This is a genomic window from Rhodococcus gannanensis (assembly GCF_042681175.1).
GTDB classification, from domain to species: domain Bacteria; phylum Actinomycetota; class Actinomycetes; order Mycobacteriales; family Mycobacteriaceae; genus Rhodococcus_G; species Rhodococcus_G gannanensis.
Window position 1 is genome coordinate 20,655 of record NZ_JBHUFB010000012.1, and the last position, 16,966, is coordinate 37,620.

At 68.1% G+C, this 16,966-nt stretch carries 17 protein-coding genes; 9 read left to right on the forward strand and 8 right to left on the reverse strand.

Features of this window, described 5'->3' with window-relative positions; all coding sequences use genetic code 11:
• Window positions 1-40: 40 nt before the first annotated feature.
• Together ACFSJG_RS14925 and ACFSJG_RS14930 are read left to right on the forward strand one after the other, a co-directional pair.
• Complete coding sequence (locus ACFSJG_RS14925; RefSeq protein WP_378486023.1) at window positions 41-478, forward strand: pyridoxamine 5'-phosphate oxidase family protein; 438 nt, start codon at window positions 41-43, stop codon at window positions 476-478.
• Entirely contained in the window at window positions 475-1,710 is a 1,236-nt protein-coding gene (locus tag ACFSJG_RS14930; protein WP_378486024.1) for a cytochrome P450, read from the forward strand. The genes ACFSJG_RS14925 and ACFSJG_RS14930 overlap by 4 nt, the downstream gene beginning before the upstream one ends.
• 15 nt (window positions 1,711-1,725) lie before the next feature.
• On the opposite strand, the gene ACFSJG_RS14935 is transcribed toward ACFSJG_RS14930, so the two are convergent.
• From ACFSJG_RS14935 to ACFSJG_RS14970, 8 genes are all read right to left on the reverse strand, one after another.
• Entirely contained in the window at window positions 1,726-2,634 is a 909-nt protein-coding gene (locus tag ACFSJG_RS14935; RefSeq protein WP_378486025.1) for a TIGR03619 family F420-dependent LLM class oxidoreductase, read from the reverse strand.
• Between the two features lie 13 nt (window positions 2,635-2,647).
• Entirely contained in the window at window positions 2,648-3,469 is an 822-nt protein-coding gene (locus ACFSJG_RS14940; RefSeq protein ID WP_378486026.1) for a mycofactocin-coupled SDR family oxidoreductase, read from the reverse strand.
• Between the two features lie 78 nt (window positions 3,470-3,547).
• The gene (locus tag ACFSJG_RS14945) at window positions 3,548-4,669 is read right to left on the reverse strand and encodes an NDMA-dependent alcohol dehydrogenase (protein WP_378486435.1); all 1,122 of its coding nucleotides are present in this window, start codon (window positions 4,667-4,669) and stop codon (window positions 3,548-3,550) included.
• Between the two features lie 5 nt (window positions 4,670-4,674).
• Window positions 4,675-6,213: a class I adenylate-forming enzyme family protein gene (locus ACFSJG_RS14950; RefSeq protein ID WP_378486436.1), complete on the reverse strand. Its 1,539-nt coding sequence runs from the start codon at window positions 6,211-6,213 to the stop codon at window positions 4,675-4,677.
• 55 nt (window positions 6,214-6,268) lie between these two features.
• Window positions 6,269-7,783 carry a class I adenylate-forming enzyme family protein gene (locus ACFSJG_RS14955; protein ID WP_378486027.1) on the reverse strand — a complete coding sequence of 505 codons (1,515 nt, stop codon included), beginning with the start codon at window positions 7,781-7,783 and terminating at the stop codon, window positions 6,269-6,271.
• Window positions 7,783-8,601, reverse strand: a complete 819-nt coding sequence (locus tag ACFSJG_RS14960; protein WP_378486028.1) for an enoyl-CoA hydratase/isomerase family protein — start codon at window positions 8,599-8,601, stop codon at window positions 7,783-7,785. Before ACFSJG_RS14960 ends, ACFSJG_RS14955 begins: the two co-directional genes overlap by 1 nt.
• Complete coding sequence (locus ACFSJG_RS14965) at window positions 8,598-9,401, reverse strand: enoyl-CoA hydratase/isomerase family protein (RefSeq protein WP_378486029.1); 804 nt, start codon at window positions 9,399-9,401, stop codon at window positions 8,598-8,600. The genes ACFSJG_RS14960 and ACFSJG_RS14965 overlap by 4 nt, the downstream gene beginning before the upstream one ends.
• 24 nt (window positions 9,402-9,425) lie before the next feature.
• Window positions 9,426-10,256 (reverse strand): enoyl-CoA hydratase/isomerase family protein, encoded by an 831-nt coding sequence (locus tag ACFSJG_RS14970; RefSeq protein ID WP_378486030.1) that lies wholly within the window; start codon window positions 10,254-10,256, stop codon window positions 9,426-9,428.
• Between the two features lie 133 nt (window positions 10,257-10,389).
• Here ACFSJG_RS14970 and ACFSJG_RS14975 point away from each other — a divergent pair, with 133 nt between their 5' ends.
• The 7 genes from ACFSJG_RS14975 (at window position 10,390) to ACFSJG_RS15005 (ending at window position 16,899) form a co-directional block, all read left to right on the forward strand.
• Window positions 10,390-11,082, forward strand: coding sequence for a hotdog family protein (locus tag ACFSJG_RS14975; RefSeq protein ID WP_378486031.1), 693 nt, complete (start codon window positions 10,390-10,392; stop codon window positions 11,080-11,082).
• On the forward strand, window positions 11,079-12,284 hold the full coding sequence (locus tag ACFSJG_RS14980) for a CaiB/BaiF CoA transferase family protein (RefSeq protein WP_378486032.1): 1,206 nt from the start codon (window positions 11,079-11,081) through the stop codon (window positions 12,282-12,284). Before ACFSJG_RS14975 ends, ACFSJG_RS14980 begins: the two co-directional genes overlap by 4 nt.
• On the forward strand, window positions 12,277-13,173 hold the full coding sequence (locus tag ACFSJG_RS14985) for an enoyl-CoA hydratase/isomerase family protein (protein ID WP_378486033.1): 897 nt from the start codon (window positions 12,277-12,279) through the stop codon (window positions 13,171-13,173). Before ACFSJG_RS14980 ends, ACFSJG_RS14985 begins: the two co-directional genes overlap by 8 nt.
• Window positions 13,174-13,306: 133 nt before the next feature.
• Entirely contained in the window at window positions 13,307-14,497 is a 1,191-nt protein-coding gene (locus ACFSJG_RS14990) for a thiolase family protein (RefSeq protein WP_378486034.1), read from the forward strand.
• Between the two features lie 5 nt (window positions 14,498-14,502).
• Window positions 14,503-15,264, forward strand: a complete 762-nt coding sequence (locus ACFSJG_RS14995; protein WP_378486035.1) for a crotonase/enoyl-CoA hydratase family protein — start codon at window positions 14,503-14,505, stop codon at window positions 15,262-15,264.
• A gap of 63 nt (window positions 15,265-15,327) precedes the next feature.
• The gene (locus ACFSJG_RS15000) at window positions 15,328-16,098 is read left to right on the forward strand and encodes an SDR family oxidoreductase (RefSeq protein ID WP_378486036.1); all 771 of its coding nucleotides are present in this window, start codon (window positions 15,328-15,330) and stop codon (window positions 16,096-16,098) included.
• 6 nt (window positions 16,099-16,104) lie between these two features.
• A complete protein-coding gene (locus ACFSJG_RS15005; RefSeq protein ID WP_378486037.1) occupies window positions 16,105-16,899 on the forward strand; it encodes an SDR family NAD(P)-dependent oxidoreductase in 795 nt (264 codons plus the stop codon).
• The last annotated feature ends 67 nt before the right edge of the window (window positions 16,900-16,966 follow it).

The following is a 16,966-nucleotide window of genomic DNA, read 5'->3' on the forward strand; positions in this document are numbered from 1 at the left end:
TGGGCTGTCAATATCGTCTCTCGCCGCCTACAGTGACGACATGATCTCGACAGTCCCACCGGAATTCGAGGACCTGCTCCGCCGCCCCATCGTCGGCATTCTCGGAACCGTGCGGCCGGACGGCTCGCCCACCCTCACCCCCATGCGGTTCGGTTGGGACGGGTCGCATCTGCGAGTCAGCCAGACCATTCCCCGCCGGAAGTTCGTGAGCCTGCAGGCAAACCCCAACTATTCGTTCGTCGTCACCGACCCGGATGTGCCCAGCCGCTGCCTCGAAGTGAGCGGCTGGCTCGTCACAGTCGAACCGGACGTGCAGGGGTCGTTCTTCCTCGAGTTGTGCAGGCGCTACGGCGACAGCGCCCCCGAGGCTCCCGACGATGTGGACGACCGGGTCGTGATGATCCTCGACGCCACCAAATTCACCGTGAAACAGCCCACCACACCAGCGATCTCGACTCACCACAGGAGCACCGGATGACCGCACCCACCACGACCGAAGCGGCCAGGACAGTAGCCGACCCCACCGCGTACGCGGACGAGAAGCGACTGCACGCGGCACTCACCCAACTCCGCTCGACGGCGCCGGTCTCGCGGGTGGAGGCACCGGGATACAACCCGTTCTGGGCGGTCACGAAGCACGCCGACATCATGGCCGTCGAACGCGCGAACGATCTCTTCACCAACTCCCCGCGGCCGGTGCTCATGACGGCACGCGAGGAGGAGATGCAAGCAGCGGTCGCGATCAAGACCCTGATTCACATGGACGACCCGGAGCACAAGAAGATGCGGGCCGTCGCGATGGACTGGTTCCGCCCGAAGACGCTCAAGGCGATGAAGCAGCGCATCGACGAGCTTGCGAAGGTGCACGTGGACAGGTTGCGCGACGCCGGCGGTGAATGCGACTTCGTTCAGGTGGTGTCGACCACCTTCCCGCTGTTCGTGATCATGTCGCTGCTGGGTATCCCAGAATCGGATCTGCCGCGGATGTTGCAGCTGACCCAGGAACTCGTCGGCGCGCAGGATCCGGAGCTACAGCGCACCACCGGCATCGACGAACAGATGAACGCGTTGCTCGACATGTTCGCCTACTTCACCGACATCACCGCGCAGCGGCGCGCGAACCCGACCGACGACATGGCGTCCACAATCGCCAACGCCACGGTCGACGGGCAGCCCCTCGACGACATCGCGACGGTCTCGTACTACGCGCTCATCGCGACCGCCGGCCACGATACGACCAGCTCGACGATCGCGGGCGGTATGCGGGCGCTGATCGACCATCCCGACGAACGTCGGCGCCTGACCGACGACCTCGGACTCATGCCTGCCGCGACCGAGGAGATGATCCGGTGGGTCACGCCGGTGAAGGCGTTCATGCGCACCGCGACCGAGGACACGGTGCTCGGCGGTACCCCGATCTCCGCCGGGGACTCACTGCTGCTGTCGTATGTGTCGGGGAACCGTGACGAGGACGTCTTCTCGGATCCGTTCCGATTCGACGTCAGTCGTGGCAACAACAAGCACGTCGCGTTCGGATACGGCGTGCACTTCTGCCTGGGTGCCGCACTCGCGCGAATGGAGATCAGCAGCTTCTTCAGCGAGTTGCTGCCCCGGCTGAAGTCGGTGGAACTCGCCGGTGAGCCGGAACTGATCGCGACGACGTTCGTGGGCGGCCTCAAGCACCTCCCGATCCGGTACACCCTGGACTGAGCGTGTCGGGTCGGATCAATCCACGAACTCTGCGGCGAAACGCGTGATGTACTCCAGCGCAGCCTGCGGTCCGGACCCGTCGACGTGCACGACCGCCCACGTCGCGCCGCGAGTGCCGAAATCGTCGAGGAAGTCCCACGCAGCCCGCACCGACACCGGGTCGTCGAGGTCGGTGGGCGGGCACACCACCTGGACGTCGACGGATGCAGGATCGCGTCCGGCATCGGCGAGTCGCTTGCGCAGGACGTCGAGTTCCCGGGAGAACTGGTCGGGAGTCGCAATGGCAGGCGTGCGGATCGCCGCGGCCATCGCCTCGTCGACGATCAGCGGCGTCCAGCCGTCGCCCGATTCGACGACCCGGCGCAGCGCGGCCCGGCTGTTGCCGCCAATCCAGATCGGCGGATGCGGACGTTGTGGCGGGTGCTGGAGCCACAGCGGACCGGTCGCCGCGAACGACTCGCCCCCGACCGGGGTTTCGGGATCCGTCCAGATCGACCTCAGCGCGGTCAGTGCTTCGTCGAACAGTGCCGGACGCCGGTCGAAGTCGATGCCCACCGCCGCGAACTCCGACCGCAGATAGCCTGCGCCGACACCCGCGATCAGCCGCCCGCCGGAGACGATGTCGAGGCTGCCGAGCGCCTTCGCCGACAGGTACGGGTTCCGGAACGGCAGCACGTAGAGGTTCGTCATCAGCCGAATCCGGTCCGTCGCCCCGGCCATGAAGCTCAGCGCCGCAACGGGATCGAGCGTGTTGTGGCCGCCGTTCCGGCGCCATTTCAGTGAAGGGGCCGGATGCTCGCTGAGTGCCACGGCGGAGAAGCTGCACTGCTCCGCGCTCTGTGCGACCTCCCGGATGACGTCCGGCCGCAGGAAGTCGTCGGGCGCGGTGGGCAACTCGCTCGGGTATTCGAGCGTGAACTTCATCGGTCCCCCTCGATCAGTACTGGGTGCTGCCGAGATCGACGGCGATCGCACCGGCCGTCACCTTGAGCGACTCGTCGCTCGCGAGCCACAGCACCACGTCCGCGACGTCCTCCGGGTCGGCGATCCAGTCGGGGAGGAACGGTGTGAGCATGTGGGACAGCTGCGGATTGGTCTCCGTCGCGGCCATGATCCGGTCGACCATGTCACCGGACCCCATTGCGGAATTGACCGGGCCGGGATGGACACTGTTCACCCGGATCCGATGCTTGCCCAACTCCGCCGCGAAGGCGCGCGCCATGCCGGTGACCGCGTGCTTGCTTGCGGTGTAGTGCACCATGAACGGCTGCATCTTGATGCCCGCGGCCGAGCTGATGAGGACGATGGATCCGCCCCGGCCGCCGTCGATGATCCGCGGTGCGCCCGCCATCACGGCGTTCCACGTGCCGGTGACGTTGACGTCCATCAGCTCCCGGAAGGACTCGACGGTGATCTGATCCCACGGTTGCGGTGACGCGATTCCTGCGTTCGCGACGACGATGTCGAGCCTGCCCAGTTCCTCGACCCCGGCGTCGACGGCAGCCTTCATTCCGGCGTGGTCGCGGGTGTCGACGACCGAGGTGACGATCCGCTGCCCGGTCGCCTCGACGAGCTTCACCGTCTCCTCGAGGTCGTCCGGCGTCGCCGAGTCGTAGGGGACGAAATCGGGTAGCGGGCCGGCGATGTCGACGCCGATGATGTCGGCGCCTTCCGCGGCCATCCGCACCGCGTGGGCTCGGCCCTGTCCGCGGGCCACGCCGGTGATGAAGGCGACCTTGCCGGTCAGTCGATCGGACATCCGTTCCTCCTGTCGGCGATGGTGCGTCGACCACCGCCGGTAGTCGTGGTGCTGCCGAAAGTTGTGAAGGTCAGGGTGTCACCAGTCGGTCTCGCCGAACCGGATGACACCCCTCACGTTCTTGCCGTCGATCATGTCCCGGTAGCCGTCGTCGATCTCGTCGAGGCGGTACTCGCGGGTGGGTGTGCCACCGATCGCGAGGTCACCGAGCTTGTAGAGCGCGAGCGCCTCTGGGATCACGAGATGCGGGTTCCCGCCGCCGAACACACTTCCGCGCAGATTCTTCTGCGCCGCGGCGAGCGAGGCGAGGTCGATCGCCGTTCCGTTGGCCTGCACGCTGCCCATCCCGGTGACGATGCACGTCCCGTTCTTGGCGGTGAGGCGCAACCATGCGTCGGCGTCGTGGCCGTGACTCGCAGTGACGAACACCGTCGTGCACATGCGGCCGCCGGTCTCCTCGGCGATCACGGCCTCGGCAGAGTCCGGGTCCGCAAAGGCGCGCGTCGCACCGAGCTCGACGGCGTGGTTCTGCTTCCACGCCACCGGATCGACGACGTACACGCGCTGGGCACCCGACAACAGAGCGCCCTGCAGGGCGGCGGCACCGACTCCGCCCGCACCGATGACCGCGACGTCGTCACCCGGCCGGATGTCCGCGGTGTGCACGGCGGCGCCGTAGCCCGTCGTCACGCCGCATCCCACCAGGCACGCGACCTCGAACGGAATGGACGGGTCGATCCGCACCACCGAGTTCTGATGCACCACCGCGTAGGGCGCGAAGGTCCCCAGCAGCGACATCGGATGCACGTCCTCACCGTTCGCGTGCACCCGGAACGTACCGTCGGCGATCGCCGCGCCGCCGAGCAGGTTCGCGTCCATGTCGCAGAGGTTGCGGTTGCCTGCCTGACACATTCGGCACCTGCCGCACGACGGGAGGAACGACGTCACGACGTGATCGCCGACGGCGACGTCGGACACCCCGTCACCGACGACGATCACTGCGCCGGCGCCCTCGTGCCCCCCGAGGATCGGGAACAGCGCACCCGGGACGTCGCCGGAGACGACCTGATGGTCGGAGTGGCACAGGCCGGCCGCCTCCACCCGGACCAGGACCTCGCCGCGGCGTGGCTCGCCGATCTCGATGTCCTCCACCGACCACGATCCGCCGGCCTCGCGAATGATCGCGCCTCTGGTCTTCACGACGCTCATGACCCCTCCGTCCGATGCGGGCCGGTGGCTGCCGACTCCGGTGATTCGTGGTGAGCGCGGGTGAGCAGTTCGCGCAACCCGCGGCCGTCTACCTTCCCCGTTCCGCCGCGTGGCACCGACTCGTCCGAATCGAGCAGCAGCCACACGGTCGGAATCTTGAACGAGCTGAGGACGGTGCGGGCGGTCGCGCGCACGTCGTCGACGGTGAGACCGCCGCGACAGACTACTGCCGCGCCCACCCGAGGCCCGCCGGCCTCGTCCACCCGGGTGACGAATGCGGACTCGACGCCGTCGATCGTCGCGAGCGCCGCCTGCACCTCACTCGGATACACCGTCGCCCCGCCCACCTTGAACATGTCGTCGGAACGCCCGTGGTGGAAGACGAATCCGTCGGCGTCGACGTGACCGAGATCCCCGGTCGGGTAGAAGCCGTCGCGTGTGAACACCTCCTCCGGGCTGCGCCCACAGATCCCCTGCATGACATGCGGACCGCGTAGCTGTATCTCGCCGGTGCCCCCCTGTGGCACCGGTGATCCGGTCTCGGGGTCGGTGATGCGAACCTCCATGCCGTCGAACGGCTTCCCGCAGCTTCCCCACGCCGAGCGCGGCATGTCCCGGTCGGCGCGGAACCCGCACCAGGGACCGAACGATTCGGTCATCCCGAACAGGTTCGCTCGCGCGCCGCGCGCCGCACGCGCCTGCGGGGGCAGGAGTGCGTCCAGGCTGCCCACCCGCAGGGCCGACAGATCGGCATCGCCCGCGCGGCGGACGAGTGCCGCTGCCTGATCGGGCCAGCCGCGGAACAGCGTGACCCGTTCCCGTTCGAGCAGGGCGAGAGTCGTCTCGGGTGAGGGGATCGGTTCGGTCACCAGTGTGGCGCCGGCGAGCAGCACCGACAGGATCCCGGCTCCGAAGCCCCCGACCCAGAAGAACGGCATCGGCAGGTACAGGCGCGTGTCCGCGCCGATGCGACGGGCACGCAGGCCGGACGCGACCGCGCCGAGCGCTCCGCCGTGCGAGTGCATCACGCCCTTCGGGGTGCCACTGCTGCCGGAGGTGAAGACGACCGTCAGAGGGTCGGCGGGGGTGACAGCGTCGTCGAGCGCCGACACGACAGCCGCGCACCGAACCTCGGGGCGAGCACCGAGCAGCTCGTCCGTGGTCCAGATCCGCCGGAGCGCGGGTACCCCGGGATGCATCACGACGCCTGGGTGGATGCGATCACCCAACTCCGCGGAGAGGTCGTCCAGGTAGCGGTGTCCGCGAAATTCCGGGGCCGTGACCAGACACGTCACCGCCGCGACGGTCAGCTGTGCCCGCAGTTCCCGGCCGGTGAGGAGGGTGCTGAGCGGCACCAGGACGGCCCCGATGCGGGTGACGGCCAGCGCGATCCGCACCCAGTCGGTGCAGTTGGGCATGACCAGGCCCACCCGAGTCCCGGGACCGACGCCCCCGGCGACGAGCGCTGCCGCGAGGTCGCGGGTGGACTCGTCGAACTCGCGGTACGTCACGCGGTCGGCGGGGTCGATCACCATCGGCTTGTCCGGCCACTGCGCCGAGCGGTCGCGGAGCAGCGCCCCGATCGTGTGCTCACTCACCGTCTGCGCTCCCACCGTCGAACTGGTCGCGGACGGCGGCGAGGTCCGCCTTCCCGGACGGGGTACGAGGAATCGCCGCGACCACGGAGAACTCCGTCGGAATCTCGTAGCGTGCCAACCGTTCCGCGAGGAACGCCTCGATCTCGGCAACGGACACCGACGCCCCCGGCCGCAGTTCGATCATCGCGACGGGCACCGCTCCGAGACGGTCGTGAGGGCGTCCCACGACTGCTGCCCCCTCGACCGCGGGGTGGTTCTCCAGGGCGACGCGCACGTCATCGGGGATCACCTTGAACCCGCCTCGGATCACGGCCTGATCGGCGCGCCCGACGACCCAGACGAAACCGTCGGCGTCGATCCGGGCCAGGTCGGTGGTGCGGATCCAGTCGGTGGCAGGTCCGAGCTGACCGGGCTTGACCTCCAGCAGTCCGATCCGATCGGGCTCGAGCACCGTCCCGTCATCGGCGACGACCCGCAACCGCGCCCCGCCGGTGGCACGGCCGGCACTGCCACGTTTGGCAGCCCAGAACTCGCGGTGGTCGGCGAGTGACCATCCCGCGACACCGCCGCCGAACTCCGTTGCCGCGTACGACGTGAGGACCGGAATGCCGAACTTCTCCGTGAAGGCGTCGGCATCCTCGGCCGACAGGGGAGCGGTACCCGAGGTCACCGCGATGATGCTCGCGAGATCGTCGCGGGTGAGGGACGAGTGCAACACCGTGCGTACGGCAGCGGGTACCAGTGACACCGCGCGCGGGCGGTACCGACGGACGGCCTCCGCCCAGGACTCGATCTCGAACCGGGGGAGCAGAACGTAGGGCCGTGCCGCGACGACGCACTGGAGCGTGCGGAAGACGCCGCCGATGTGTACCAGCGGTGCGTTGACGATCGCGACGCCCGAACTCAGCGTGGTCGGAGGTGTGTCCGTCGCCGCGGGTGGGCCGAGGACGCTGTGCGCCAGCATGTCGTACGTGAGATCGACCCGCTTGGGAGGCCCGGTCGTCCCACTGGTGAGCATTCGGACCGCCACACCGGGCCGCGTCGGGGTGTTGCCGACCAGGTGCCCCGAGACAGTCACAGTGAGAGCGTCGGTGACGTCACCGAGTGCGACGAGGGTCCCGGACGTGGCCGGATCGACCAGGTTCGCCAGGTCGTCGGCATCACCGATCACGAGGGCGAGCTCCAACGAGGCAATGTCCGACCGGGTCCGTGCGTCACCACGTGCCGGGTTGATCGTGACCACGCATCCGCCGGTGAGCAGCACGCCGAGGAAGGCCGCGACGTGGGACGGCCGGTTGCGCAACAGGATTCCGACGGTGGGGGAGTCGCCGCCGTGCCGCCGGCACACGTCGCCCACCCGCCGTGCGAGCTCGGCGATCTGCCCCCAGGTGGTCCAGTCGCCCTCGTACTCGATCGCACCGGCGTCGGGGTCGAGGGCGAGAACCGCCTCGAGGCGCCGCGCGAGGCGATGCGTGGCGCTCGCCGTTGCGAGTCCGGAGTCGGTCATCAGCGGATCCTCGGGGTGCGGGCGGCGGCACTCGGGTCGGACGCGAGTTCGGCCTTGCCGAGCGGGTTCCCGAGCCGGGTGTAGATCAGACCCTGATCCATTGCGGCGCGGTACGGCTTGTCCAGCGACTCCCAGATGGCCTTGACGGTGCCCTGCGTGGCGGTCGGTGGTTTCGCGGCAATGGCGGTTGCGATCTCGTGTGCCCGCGTCGACAGATCCTTGGGTTCGGTCACCTCGGACACCAGGCCGATGCGGAGGGCGGTCTCGGCCCCGACCCGTTCGTCGTTGCCCATCAGCGCTATGCGCAGTGTCTCGCCGAGTCCGACACGCCGCATCAGGCCGACCGGCTCGAGCGCCGACACCAGACCCGCGGTGACGTGTGAGTCGAAGAACGTAGCGGTCGTGGAGCAGATCACCACGTCCGACTCGTTGACGAAGTACAGTGCGCCCGCGGTGCAGATGCCCTGGACCGCGCACACCACCGGCTTCCACATCTTCTGCCACTTGGGGCTGAGGAGTTCGCCGGGATCCTCGTGGTTCCAGATGTTGTCGGGTTGGCCGTAGGACTCCTTGACGTCGAGGCCCGCGCTGAACGCGCGGTCGCCGGCGGCGCGCAGCACGACCGCGTTCACCCGGTCGTCGGACTTGACGATCTCCCAGACGCGCCGCATTTCGTGGCACATCGCCCGGTTGAAGGTGTTCAGCCGTTCGGGTCGGTTGAGAGTGACGGTGGCGACCCGGTCTGCCACGTCGATGTCGAGGAGCAGCGTCTCGAAATCGTGGTCCCGGTGGGGCCGCGGTCGGGGTGACGCGTTCATCGGCACTGCCACTCCGGCGCCCGCTTCTCCACGAACGCCCGGGGACCTTCGAGGGCGTCCTCGGTGCGGGTGACCCGTTCGCGGAACGACTCGGCCAGCATCTCCGCCTCGTGGAGGGGCAGATCCAGGCCCTTGAGGATCGCCAGGCGCGTTCCGCGGACAGCGAGCGGCGCATTGGAATTGACGATCGCCGCAATCTCGTGTGCGCGGTCGAGGAGGCCGTCGTGGTCGACCACCTCGCTGACCATGCCCAGTTCCAGTGCACGCGTGGCGCTCATCCGCTCGTGCTTGCCCATCAACGCCATGCGCAGTGCCACCGAGCGCGGGAGGACGCGTGCGAGGCGGACGACCTCGCGTCCGGCCACCAGTCCGATGCTGACGTGCGGATCGAAGAAGGTGGCCTGGTCGGAGGCGATGACGATGTCTCCCGTGGTCACCCAGTCCAGGCCGGCGCCGCAGCAAATGCCGTTGATCGCCGCGATCACCGGCTTGGCCATGACGCGAAACGGCGGGGTGCCCTCCTGCGGTGCCTCCCACTGCTCGTAGGTGGACAGGTAGGGCCGTTCGTTGACGACCTTGCCGTCCCCGGGGATCTCCTTGACGTCCGCGCCGGTGCAGAACGCGCGACCGTTTCCGGTGACGATCAGCGTCCACACCTGCTCGTCCGCCTCCGCCTCGGCGTACGCGCTGCGAAGTTCGGTGATCATGTGCGGACTCAGGGCGTTGAGGGCATCGGGCCGGTTGAGCGTGATCGTCGCGGTGTGCCCGCCGACCTCGTATTTGATCGTGTCGAACGACATACGGGTGTCCCTTCGTCTCGTCGGTCAGCGTCCGCGGAATTCCGGTGTCCGCCGCTCCCGGAACGCGGCGAGACCTTCTTTGAAATCTGCTGTGCGGGAAGATAGTTCGAGTAGTTCGAGTTCCTCGGTCATGGATTCGCCAAGCGTGGTGTGCTGACTGTTGTTGATCGCGTGCTTCGCCAGGCCGAGGGCGACGGTCGGACCGGCGGCTACCTGCGTCACCAGCTTCTCCACTGCAGCATCGAGCTCGGGCCCGGGCACGGATCGGTGGATCAACCCCCAGGCCTCGGCGTCGTGGGCGCGGACCTTCTCGCCGAGCATGAGCATGCGCTTCGCCCGCGCGACACCGACGAGTCGGGGCAGCAGCCAGGTGGCGCCCGAATCCGGGCTGAATCCACGGTCCGCGAACGGCTCCCAGAAGGTGGCGTCCTCGGCGGCGACGGTGAAGTCCGCGGCGAGTGCGAGGTTGCAGCCGAGGCCGACCGCCCAGCCACGGATGGAACACACGACGGGGAGGTGGATCGTGTGGACCAGTTCGATGACGCGGTGTGGGCCGTGCGGAACCCGGCGGAGCAGGTTGCCGGTGCGTGGGCGGTTCTCGCGGTCTTCGTTTCCCTTGTTGGTGGACACCCAGTCGGCGCCCCCGCAGAAGTTCTCGCCGGTGCCGGTGAGATGGATCGCTCGCAGTGAGTCGTCGGTGGCGGCGGCGGTGAGCTCGCGGACCAGGATGTCGACCATCGACGGCGTCAGTGCATTGCGCGCGGCTGGGCGGTCGAGCGTCAGGCGCAGAACCTCGCCGTCGCGGGCGATGCCGATGCTGCCGTCGTGGGCTGTCGGGTCGTGATCTCCGGTCACCGTCGAAACCGCACCTTCCAGGTGGACATCGCTGGAACTGTCATTACTGTTAGTACTACGGTAGGCACTACCGTTATGGTGTGCACGGTAGCAGGGAATGGCCATCGGTGGAACGGCACGGGAGAGGAATCGCATGACGGATGACGAAGGCTCGACTGCGGCGGTCGCCGATTCTCGGCCGGCGTCGCGCTTCGGTGTTCAGCCCCTGCAGCAGACCAGGGAGGCCGCCGCAACGCTTCGGCGGCTCGCGGGACTGCTGCTCTCGCTCGAGCACGAACACCCCGCCGTCGAGGCCATGATCGCGCAGTTCGGTGCATGGGAGGAGGAACTGGCCTCCGTCGCACCCGCTGATCCGAGGCCGCGATTCGGCCCGAATCAGACAGCCGATCAGCGGGTTTACCTCGACCACGCCTACGACATCGGATCGTTCAACCCGAGCTTCCCCGAGTACGACTTCGAACGGTTCGACACCGAAACGGCGTCGGGGACGGTGAACTTCCCGATCCTCTACGAGGGACCGCCGGGTCTGGTGCACGGCGGCGTGCTCGCTGCCTTCTTCGACTGCGTCATCCAGCACCACAACTGCGCGGCGGGCGTGGCGGGGAAGACGCGGTCGCTGACGATCACGTACCGGCGGCCCACGCCGTTGCTCACCACCCTGGATTTCGGCATCACGAGGGAGCCGACCGACCGGGGAGTGCGTTCGACGGCCCGGCTGCTTCTCGGCGGTGAGGTGCTCTGCACGGGGGAACTGGATGCCGTCGCCCGGTCCGTCGAGGAACTCGCCGCGCGAAACGCGGGCAACGGCAGACAGGAACGCCGGTGACGGTGGGTGACGACGCAGGAACTCGTCCACTCGAGGGCGTCATGGTGGTCGCCATGGAGCAGGCCGTCGCCGGCCCGTTCGCGACCCGCCACCTCGCCGACCAGGGTGCTCGCGTGATCAAGATCGAGCGGGTCGACGGCGGCGACTTCGCGCGTGGTTTCGACACCCTCGCCAGCGGACTCGGGGCCCACTTCGCCTGGTTGAACCGAACGAAGGAATCGCTGGCGCTCGACGTGAAGACAGCGCACGGCGGATCGGCGCTGCGTGCCCTCCTCGATCGGGCGGACGTCTTCCTGCACAACCTCGCTCCGGGAGCGGTTGCCGAACTGGGTCTCGACGCAGCCGACCTGACCCGGAAGCATCCCCGGCTGATCGTGTGCGAGATCTCCGGGTACGGCAGCAGCGGGCCGTACGCATCGCGCCGCGCGTACGACCTGCTGATCCAGAGCGAGGCGGCGGTCGTGTCAGTGACCGGTACGGTTGACGATCCGATCAAGCCCGGCATTGCGATCGCCGACATCGCGGCCGGCACTTACGCCTACTCCGCGATCCTCGCCGCGCTGCTCGCCCGCGAACGGACCGGACGCGGATGCGTCCTCGACGTGAGCATGCTCGACGCCGTCGCCGAGTGGATGGGATACCCGCTCACGGTGAGCAGGCACGGCGGCACGCCGCAGATGGTCGTCGGCATGAGTCATCCCGCGATCGCGCCGTACGACGCCTACCCGGTCGGCGACGGCAGCCGCATCGCGCTGAGCGTGCAGAACGATCGGGAGTGGGTGCGACTCGCCACTCAGGTGCTGGGTCGCGACGACCTCGCCGAGGATGCCCGCTTCGCGACGAACGCCGCGCGGGTGGAGAACCGGGCCGAGGTCGACGCTCTCGTCGAGAAGTGGCTGGCATCCGTCGACTTCGCCGGCGCCGAACGGGCGCTCCTCGATGCCGACCTGGCCTGCGCCAGGATCAATTCGGTCGCCGAGTTGGCCGACCATCCGCAGCTCGTCGACCGGGGCAGGTGGGTCGACGTCGAGTCTCCCGTGGGCACCGTTCCCACCCTCCTCCCGCCCGCCCCCAGCTCCGAGTGGACGGTGGCGCTGGGACCGATTCCCGCGCTCGGAGCGGACAACGACCGAATCCTCGCGGAACTGGGCATGGCCCATCACTCGTGGCCCAACGACCGGAAAGGCGCATCCCATGACTGAATCGAGCACTCCGAAGGTGCTGTTCGACCTCGACCGGGGCAGCCGGATCGCCACGATCACGCTGAACAATCCCGGTCAGCGCAACTCGTACGACAAGCCGATGCGGGACGAGATCGCCCGATGCCTCGACGTTGTGGTCGACGACGACGACATTACGGTGGTGCTGCTGCGTGGGGCCGACGGGGTCTTCAGCACCGGCGCCGACATGAACAATGCGTACGGCTGGTACAGGTCGAGCGGTTCTGCGAACGGTGCCGAGCGATCGGCGAAGAGCAGGCCGAGTCAGCGACGCAGGCTGATCGTGGATCGCCAGACATTCGGCTTCTACCACGAGTTCCTGGGGTTCCCGAAGGTGACGGTCGGTGAGATCAGTGGCTTCGCGCTCGGTGGAGGATTCGAGCTGGCACTGATGACCGACATCTCGGTGATCGCCCGCGACACCCGAATCGGTATGCCCGCGACCCGATTTCTCGGACCGGCGCTCGGCAGCCTGCACATGTTCTTCCACCGCCTCGGGCCGGTGCTGGCGCGGCGCCTGTTGCTCACCGGCGACATCGTCGACGCGGCGGCCGTCGAGCATCTCGGGGTGTTCACGGAAACCTGCGAGGCTGCCGACGCCACGGCCCGTGCCCGCTACTGGGCTGAGAAGGCAGCCAAGATGCCGGCCGACGGCGTGGTGATCGCCAAGGAAGCGTTCCGCCTCGTCGAGCAGAGTCAGGCGTATCAGGGTGAAGAGGTGGCCAGCTACCTCTTCCACGCCTACGGCACGAATCTGCAGTTCTCGCCGGGGGAGTTCAACTTCGTCAAGACGCGGGCCGAACACGGAACGAAAGAGGCGTTTCGTCTGCGTGACGAGCACTTTCACGTGCCAGAGCCGGATCCGGCCTGAGCTCCGGTTTCCTGGAGCTCGGGTTGTCAGATCGCTATACTGTTGTATATACAGTAGATATCACTACCGAACTGGCCAGATGCACGATTCCGCACGCTGCTCCGCGCAGCCCAGTCAACGAGGTCGAGAATTCATGCCCAAGCCAGTCATCGTCGGAGCGGTCCGCACCGCGATCGGCCGCTCCTTCAAAGGAACCCTCGTCAACACGTCCGCCGAACAGCTCGCGATCGCGGTGCTCCCCGAGGTGATCCGCAGATCGGGAATCGACTCGACCGAGGTCGGCGACGTGATCCTCGCGGAAACGAACTACGGCGGAGGCGACATCGCCCGCTACGCGGCAGTCGCGAGTGGCATGGAGGCGGTGCCGGGCCAGTCCGTCAGCCGGCACTGCGCGGGCAGCCTGACCGCGATCGGCAACGCCGCGGCCCAGATCGGCTCCGGGATGGAGCGGGTCGTGGTGGCGGGCGGAGTCCAGTCGCTCTCCACGGGTCCGATCATGAAGTGGCGCGTGCCTGACCCTGCCGCGGCAGATGTCAGCTTCGTCGAGCCGTGGATCCCTCCGAGCCACCCCGAGACACCCGACGCGCCGACACTCGACATGGCGATCACCGTCGGCTGGAACACCGCCAAGAAGGTCGGAATCAGCCGCGAGCAGATGGACGCCTGGGCTGTTCGCTCGCACGAGCGCGCGATCGCCGCCATCGACGCGGAGAAGTTCGTGGACGAGATCATGCCGCTGAAGGTGCAGCGTCCCGACGGGTCGATGATCGACTTCGCCGTAGACGAGTTCCCCAGGCGGGGTACCTCGCTCGAACAGTTGGCTTCTCTGCGCGTACTGCACCCGGAGATCGAGGGGTTCTCGATCACGGCAGGCAACAGCAGCGGGATGAACGATGCCGCGGCCGCCGTCACCGTCGTCGACGAGGACTACGCGACCGCGAACGGACTGACGACTCTGGGATCGGTACGCGCCTGGGGGGCGGTGGGCGTCGCGCCCCGGGACTGCGGCCTCGGCGCCGTCAAGGTGATCGGCCCGGTTCTCGAACGCGCGGGCCTGACCGTCGCCGACGTCGACCTCTGGGAGATCAACGAGGCGTTCGCCTCCGTGCCGATCGCCGCCTGCCGCGAACACGGAATCGACGAGGATCGCGTCAACACCTCCGGAAGTGGCTGCAGCCTCGGGCATCCCATCGCAGCCTCCGGAGCGCGGATGGTCACCACCCTCCTGTACGAACTGCGCCGTCGGGGCGGCGGCATCGGCGTCGCCGCGATGTGCGCCGGCGGGGGACAGGGCGGCGCAGTCGTCGTCGAGGTGAAGGGGTAACGGGAATGTCCGACGAGGTACTTGTCGAGCGCCGCGGGCGCATCCAGATCATCACCATCAACCGTCCCGAGGTTCGCAACGCGATCAATCTCGCGGTGAGCCAGGGACTGGCAGACGCGCTGGACGAACTCGATTCTGATCCCGGACTGTCGGTCGCCGTCCTCACCGGGGCCGGCGGGAACTTCAGCGCCGGAATGGACCTGAAGGCGTTCGCTGCGGGCGAGTTGCCCTACGTTCCGGGCCGGGGTGTGGGCTTCACCGAGAAGCCTCCTGTCAAGCCGCTGATCTCGGCCGTCGAGGGCAACGCGCTCGCGGCGGGTACCGAGCTCGTTCTGGCGACCGATCTCATCGTGGCCGCATGTAACGCGAAGTTCGGTATCCCCGAAGTGAAGCGCGGCCTCGTGGCCGGTGCCGGCGGACTGCTCAGGCTTCCCGATCGAATTCCGTATCAGAAGGCGCTCGAGCTGGCGTTGACCGGAGATCCGTTCACCGCCGAGGAGGGCGCGGGATTCGGATTCGTCAACACCCTCGCCGAACCGGGTGGCGCGCTCGACGCCGCACTCGCGCTCGCCGAACGGATCACGGCCAACGGCCCTCTCGCGGTGGCGGTCACCAAGGAGGTGATCGTCAAGTCCCGCGGGTGGAGCGCCGACGACCGGTTCCAGAAACAGATCGAACTGATCGCACCGGTCTTCGGCTCGCAGGACGCCAAGGAGGGTGCGGTGGCCTTCGCGGAGAAGCGCACACCCAACTGGACCGGGACCTGAGCCGGATCACCTCGACATTCTCGACAACCAACGACTCTCGACAACCAACGACGAGGAGCCACCGTGTCATTCGAAGGGGAAGTTGTACTGGTCACCGGCGGCGCCGGGGGACTGGGAGCCGCCACCGTCCGCAAGCTGCACGCCGAGGGCGCCGCGGTCGTCATCGCCGACGTCAACGACGAGCACGCACAGAAGCTCGCGGACGAACTCGGCAACAAGGCCGTCTACGTTCGCACCGATGTGCTGGACGAGGACTCCGTGACGGCAGCAATCGAGGCCGCCGGGGAGCTCGGTGTCCTGCGGTACGCGGTCATCGCGCACGGCGGGTTCGGCGTGCTGGAGAAGGTCGTCAACCGGGACGGCAGCCCGCACACGCTGAAGGGCTTCACGGACACCATCGCGCTCTACTTGACCGGCACCTACAACGTGCTGCGGCTCGTCGCGGCGAAGGTCGCCACGCACGAACCGAAGTCGAACGGGGAGCGCGGCGCGATCGTGATGACCAGCTCGATCGCCGGCTACGAGGGCCAGATCGGGCAGTCGGCGTACTCGGCCGCGAAGGGCGGCGTCATCGCGCTGACCCTCACCGGCGCACGCGATCTCGGTGCCGTCGGGATCAGGTTGAACAGCATCGCGCCCGGCACCATGCACACGCCGATCATGGACTTCCTGGGGGAGGAAGCCCTCGGCAAGTTCGCAGCCAGTGTGCCGTTCCCGAAGCGGCTCGGGACACCCGAGGAGTTCGCGAGCCTGGCGCAGTACCTGCTGGAGAACAGCTACATGAACGGTGAGGTCGTCCGCATCGACGGCGCGCAGCGCTTCGCGCCCAAGTAGTCACGAGTGGATCTGGGACTGCGCGACGCGACAGTCGTCGTCGCGGGCGGCGGCCGGGGCATGGGCCTGGCCGCCGCCCGGTGCTTCGCCGACGAGGGCGCGCGGATCGCGGTGTTCGCGCGAACCCGCACCGACCTCGACAAGGCCGTGGACGACCTTCACGGCCGGGGGAGCCCGGACGCGGTCGGCATCGTCGTCGACGTTCGTGACGCCACTCAGGTCGAGCGGGCATTCGCAGAGTTGGCCGACCGGTGGGGCGGGCTGAACGTCCTCGTCAACGCCGTCGGCCCCGACGTCCGCGGCACAGTCGAGAGCCTCACCGACGACCAGTGGCGCACTGCCTTCGACGACGGGGTCCTCGGCATCGTGCACACCGTGCGGTCCGCGTTGCCGCTGCTGCGCCGCGCCGACTGGGCGAGGATCGTCAACTTCTCCGCGAGTTCGACTCAGCGTCAGACGGTCTCGCTCGCCGCGTACACCGCCGCGAAGGCAGCGGTCACCAGCATCTCGAAGAACCTGTCCCTGCAGCTCGCCCCCGACGAGATCCTCGTGAACGTCGTCTCGCCGGGCAGCGTCGCCTCGGATTCGCTGCTCGCGTGGGCACGGTCGGTGGGCGTGGACTCCGAGGACCCGTACGCCCTCATGGCGGCGATCACCGAACACTTCGGGCATCCCGCGCACCTGCCGCGCGTCGGGCTGCCCGAGGAGGTGGGCCCCGTGGTCGCGTTCCTCGGGTCACGGCGCAATTCGTACATGACCGGCGCGAACGTCAACGTCGACGGGGGCACCGATTTCACCTAGTCGCGGGTGCTCGCATTCCCGGCGGACCACGACCGATGCGGTTTGATGGCACGGTGCAGTGGATTCG

Excerpts from the sequence above, each read along its gene's own strand:
- ACFSJG_RS14925 (WP_378486023.1), top strand. The coding sequence starts at position 41 with ATGATCTCGACAGTCCCACCGGAATTCGAGGACCTGCTCCGCCGCCCC.
- ACFSJG_RS14930 (WP_378486024.1), top strand. The coding sequence starts at position 475 with ATGACCGCACCCACCACGACCGAAGCGGCCAGGACAGTAGCCGACCCC.
- ACFSJG_RS14935 (WP_378486025.1), bottom strand. The coding sequence starts at position 2,634 with ATGAAGTTCACGCTCGAATACCCGAGCGAGTTGCCCACCGCGCCCGAC.
- ACFSJG_RS14940 (WP_378486026.1), bottom strand. The coding sequence starts at position 3,469 with ATGTCCGATCGACTGACCGGCAAGGTCGCCTTCATCACCGGCGTGGCC.
- ACFSJG_RS14950 (WP_378486436.1), bottom strand. The coding sequence starts at position 6,213 with ATGGTGATCGACCCCGCCGACCGCGTGACGTACCGCGAGTTCGACGAG.
- ACFSJG_RS14955 (WP_378486027.1), bottom strand. The coding sequence starts at position 7,783 with ATGACCGACTCCGGACTCGCAACGGCGAGCGCCACGCATCGCCTCGCG.
- ACFSJG_RS14960 (WP_378486028.1), bottom strand. The coding sequence starts at position 8,601 with ATGAACGCGTCACCCCGACCGCGGCCCCACCGGGACCACGATTTCGAG.
- ACFSJG_RS14965 (WP_378486029.1), bottom strand. The coding sequence starts at position 9,401 with ATGTCGTTCGACACGATCAAATACGAGGTCGGCGGGCACACCGCGACG.
- ACFSJG_RS14975 (WP_378486031.1), top strand. The coding sequence starts at position 10,390 with ATGACGGATGACGAAGGCTCGACTGCGGCGGTCGCCGATTCTCGGCCG.
- ACFSJG_RS14985 (WP_378486033.1), top strand. The coding sequence starts at position 12,277 with ATGACTGAATCGAGCACTCCGAAGGTGCTGTTCGACCTCGACCGGGGC.
- ACFSJG_RS14990 (WP_378486034.1), top strand. The coding sequence starts at position 13,307 with ATGCCCAAGCCAGTCATCGTCGGAGCGGTCCGCACCGCGATCGGCCGC.
- ACFSJG_RS14995 (WP_378486035.1), top strand. The coding sequence starts at position 14,503 with ATGTCCGACGAGGTACTTGTCGAGCGCCGCGGGCGCATCCAGATCATC.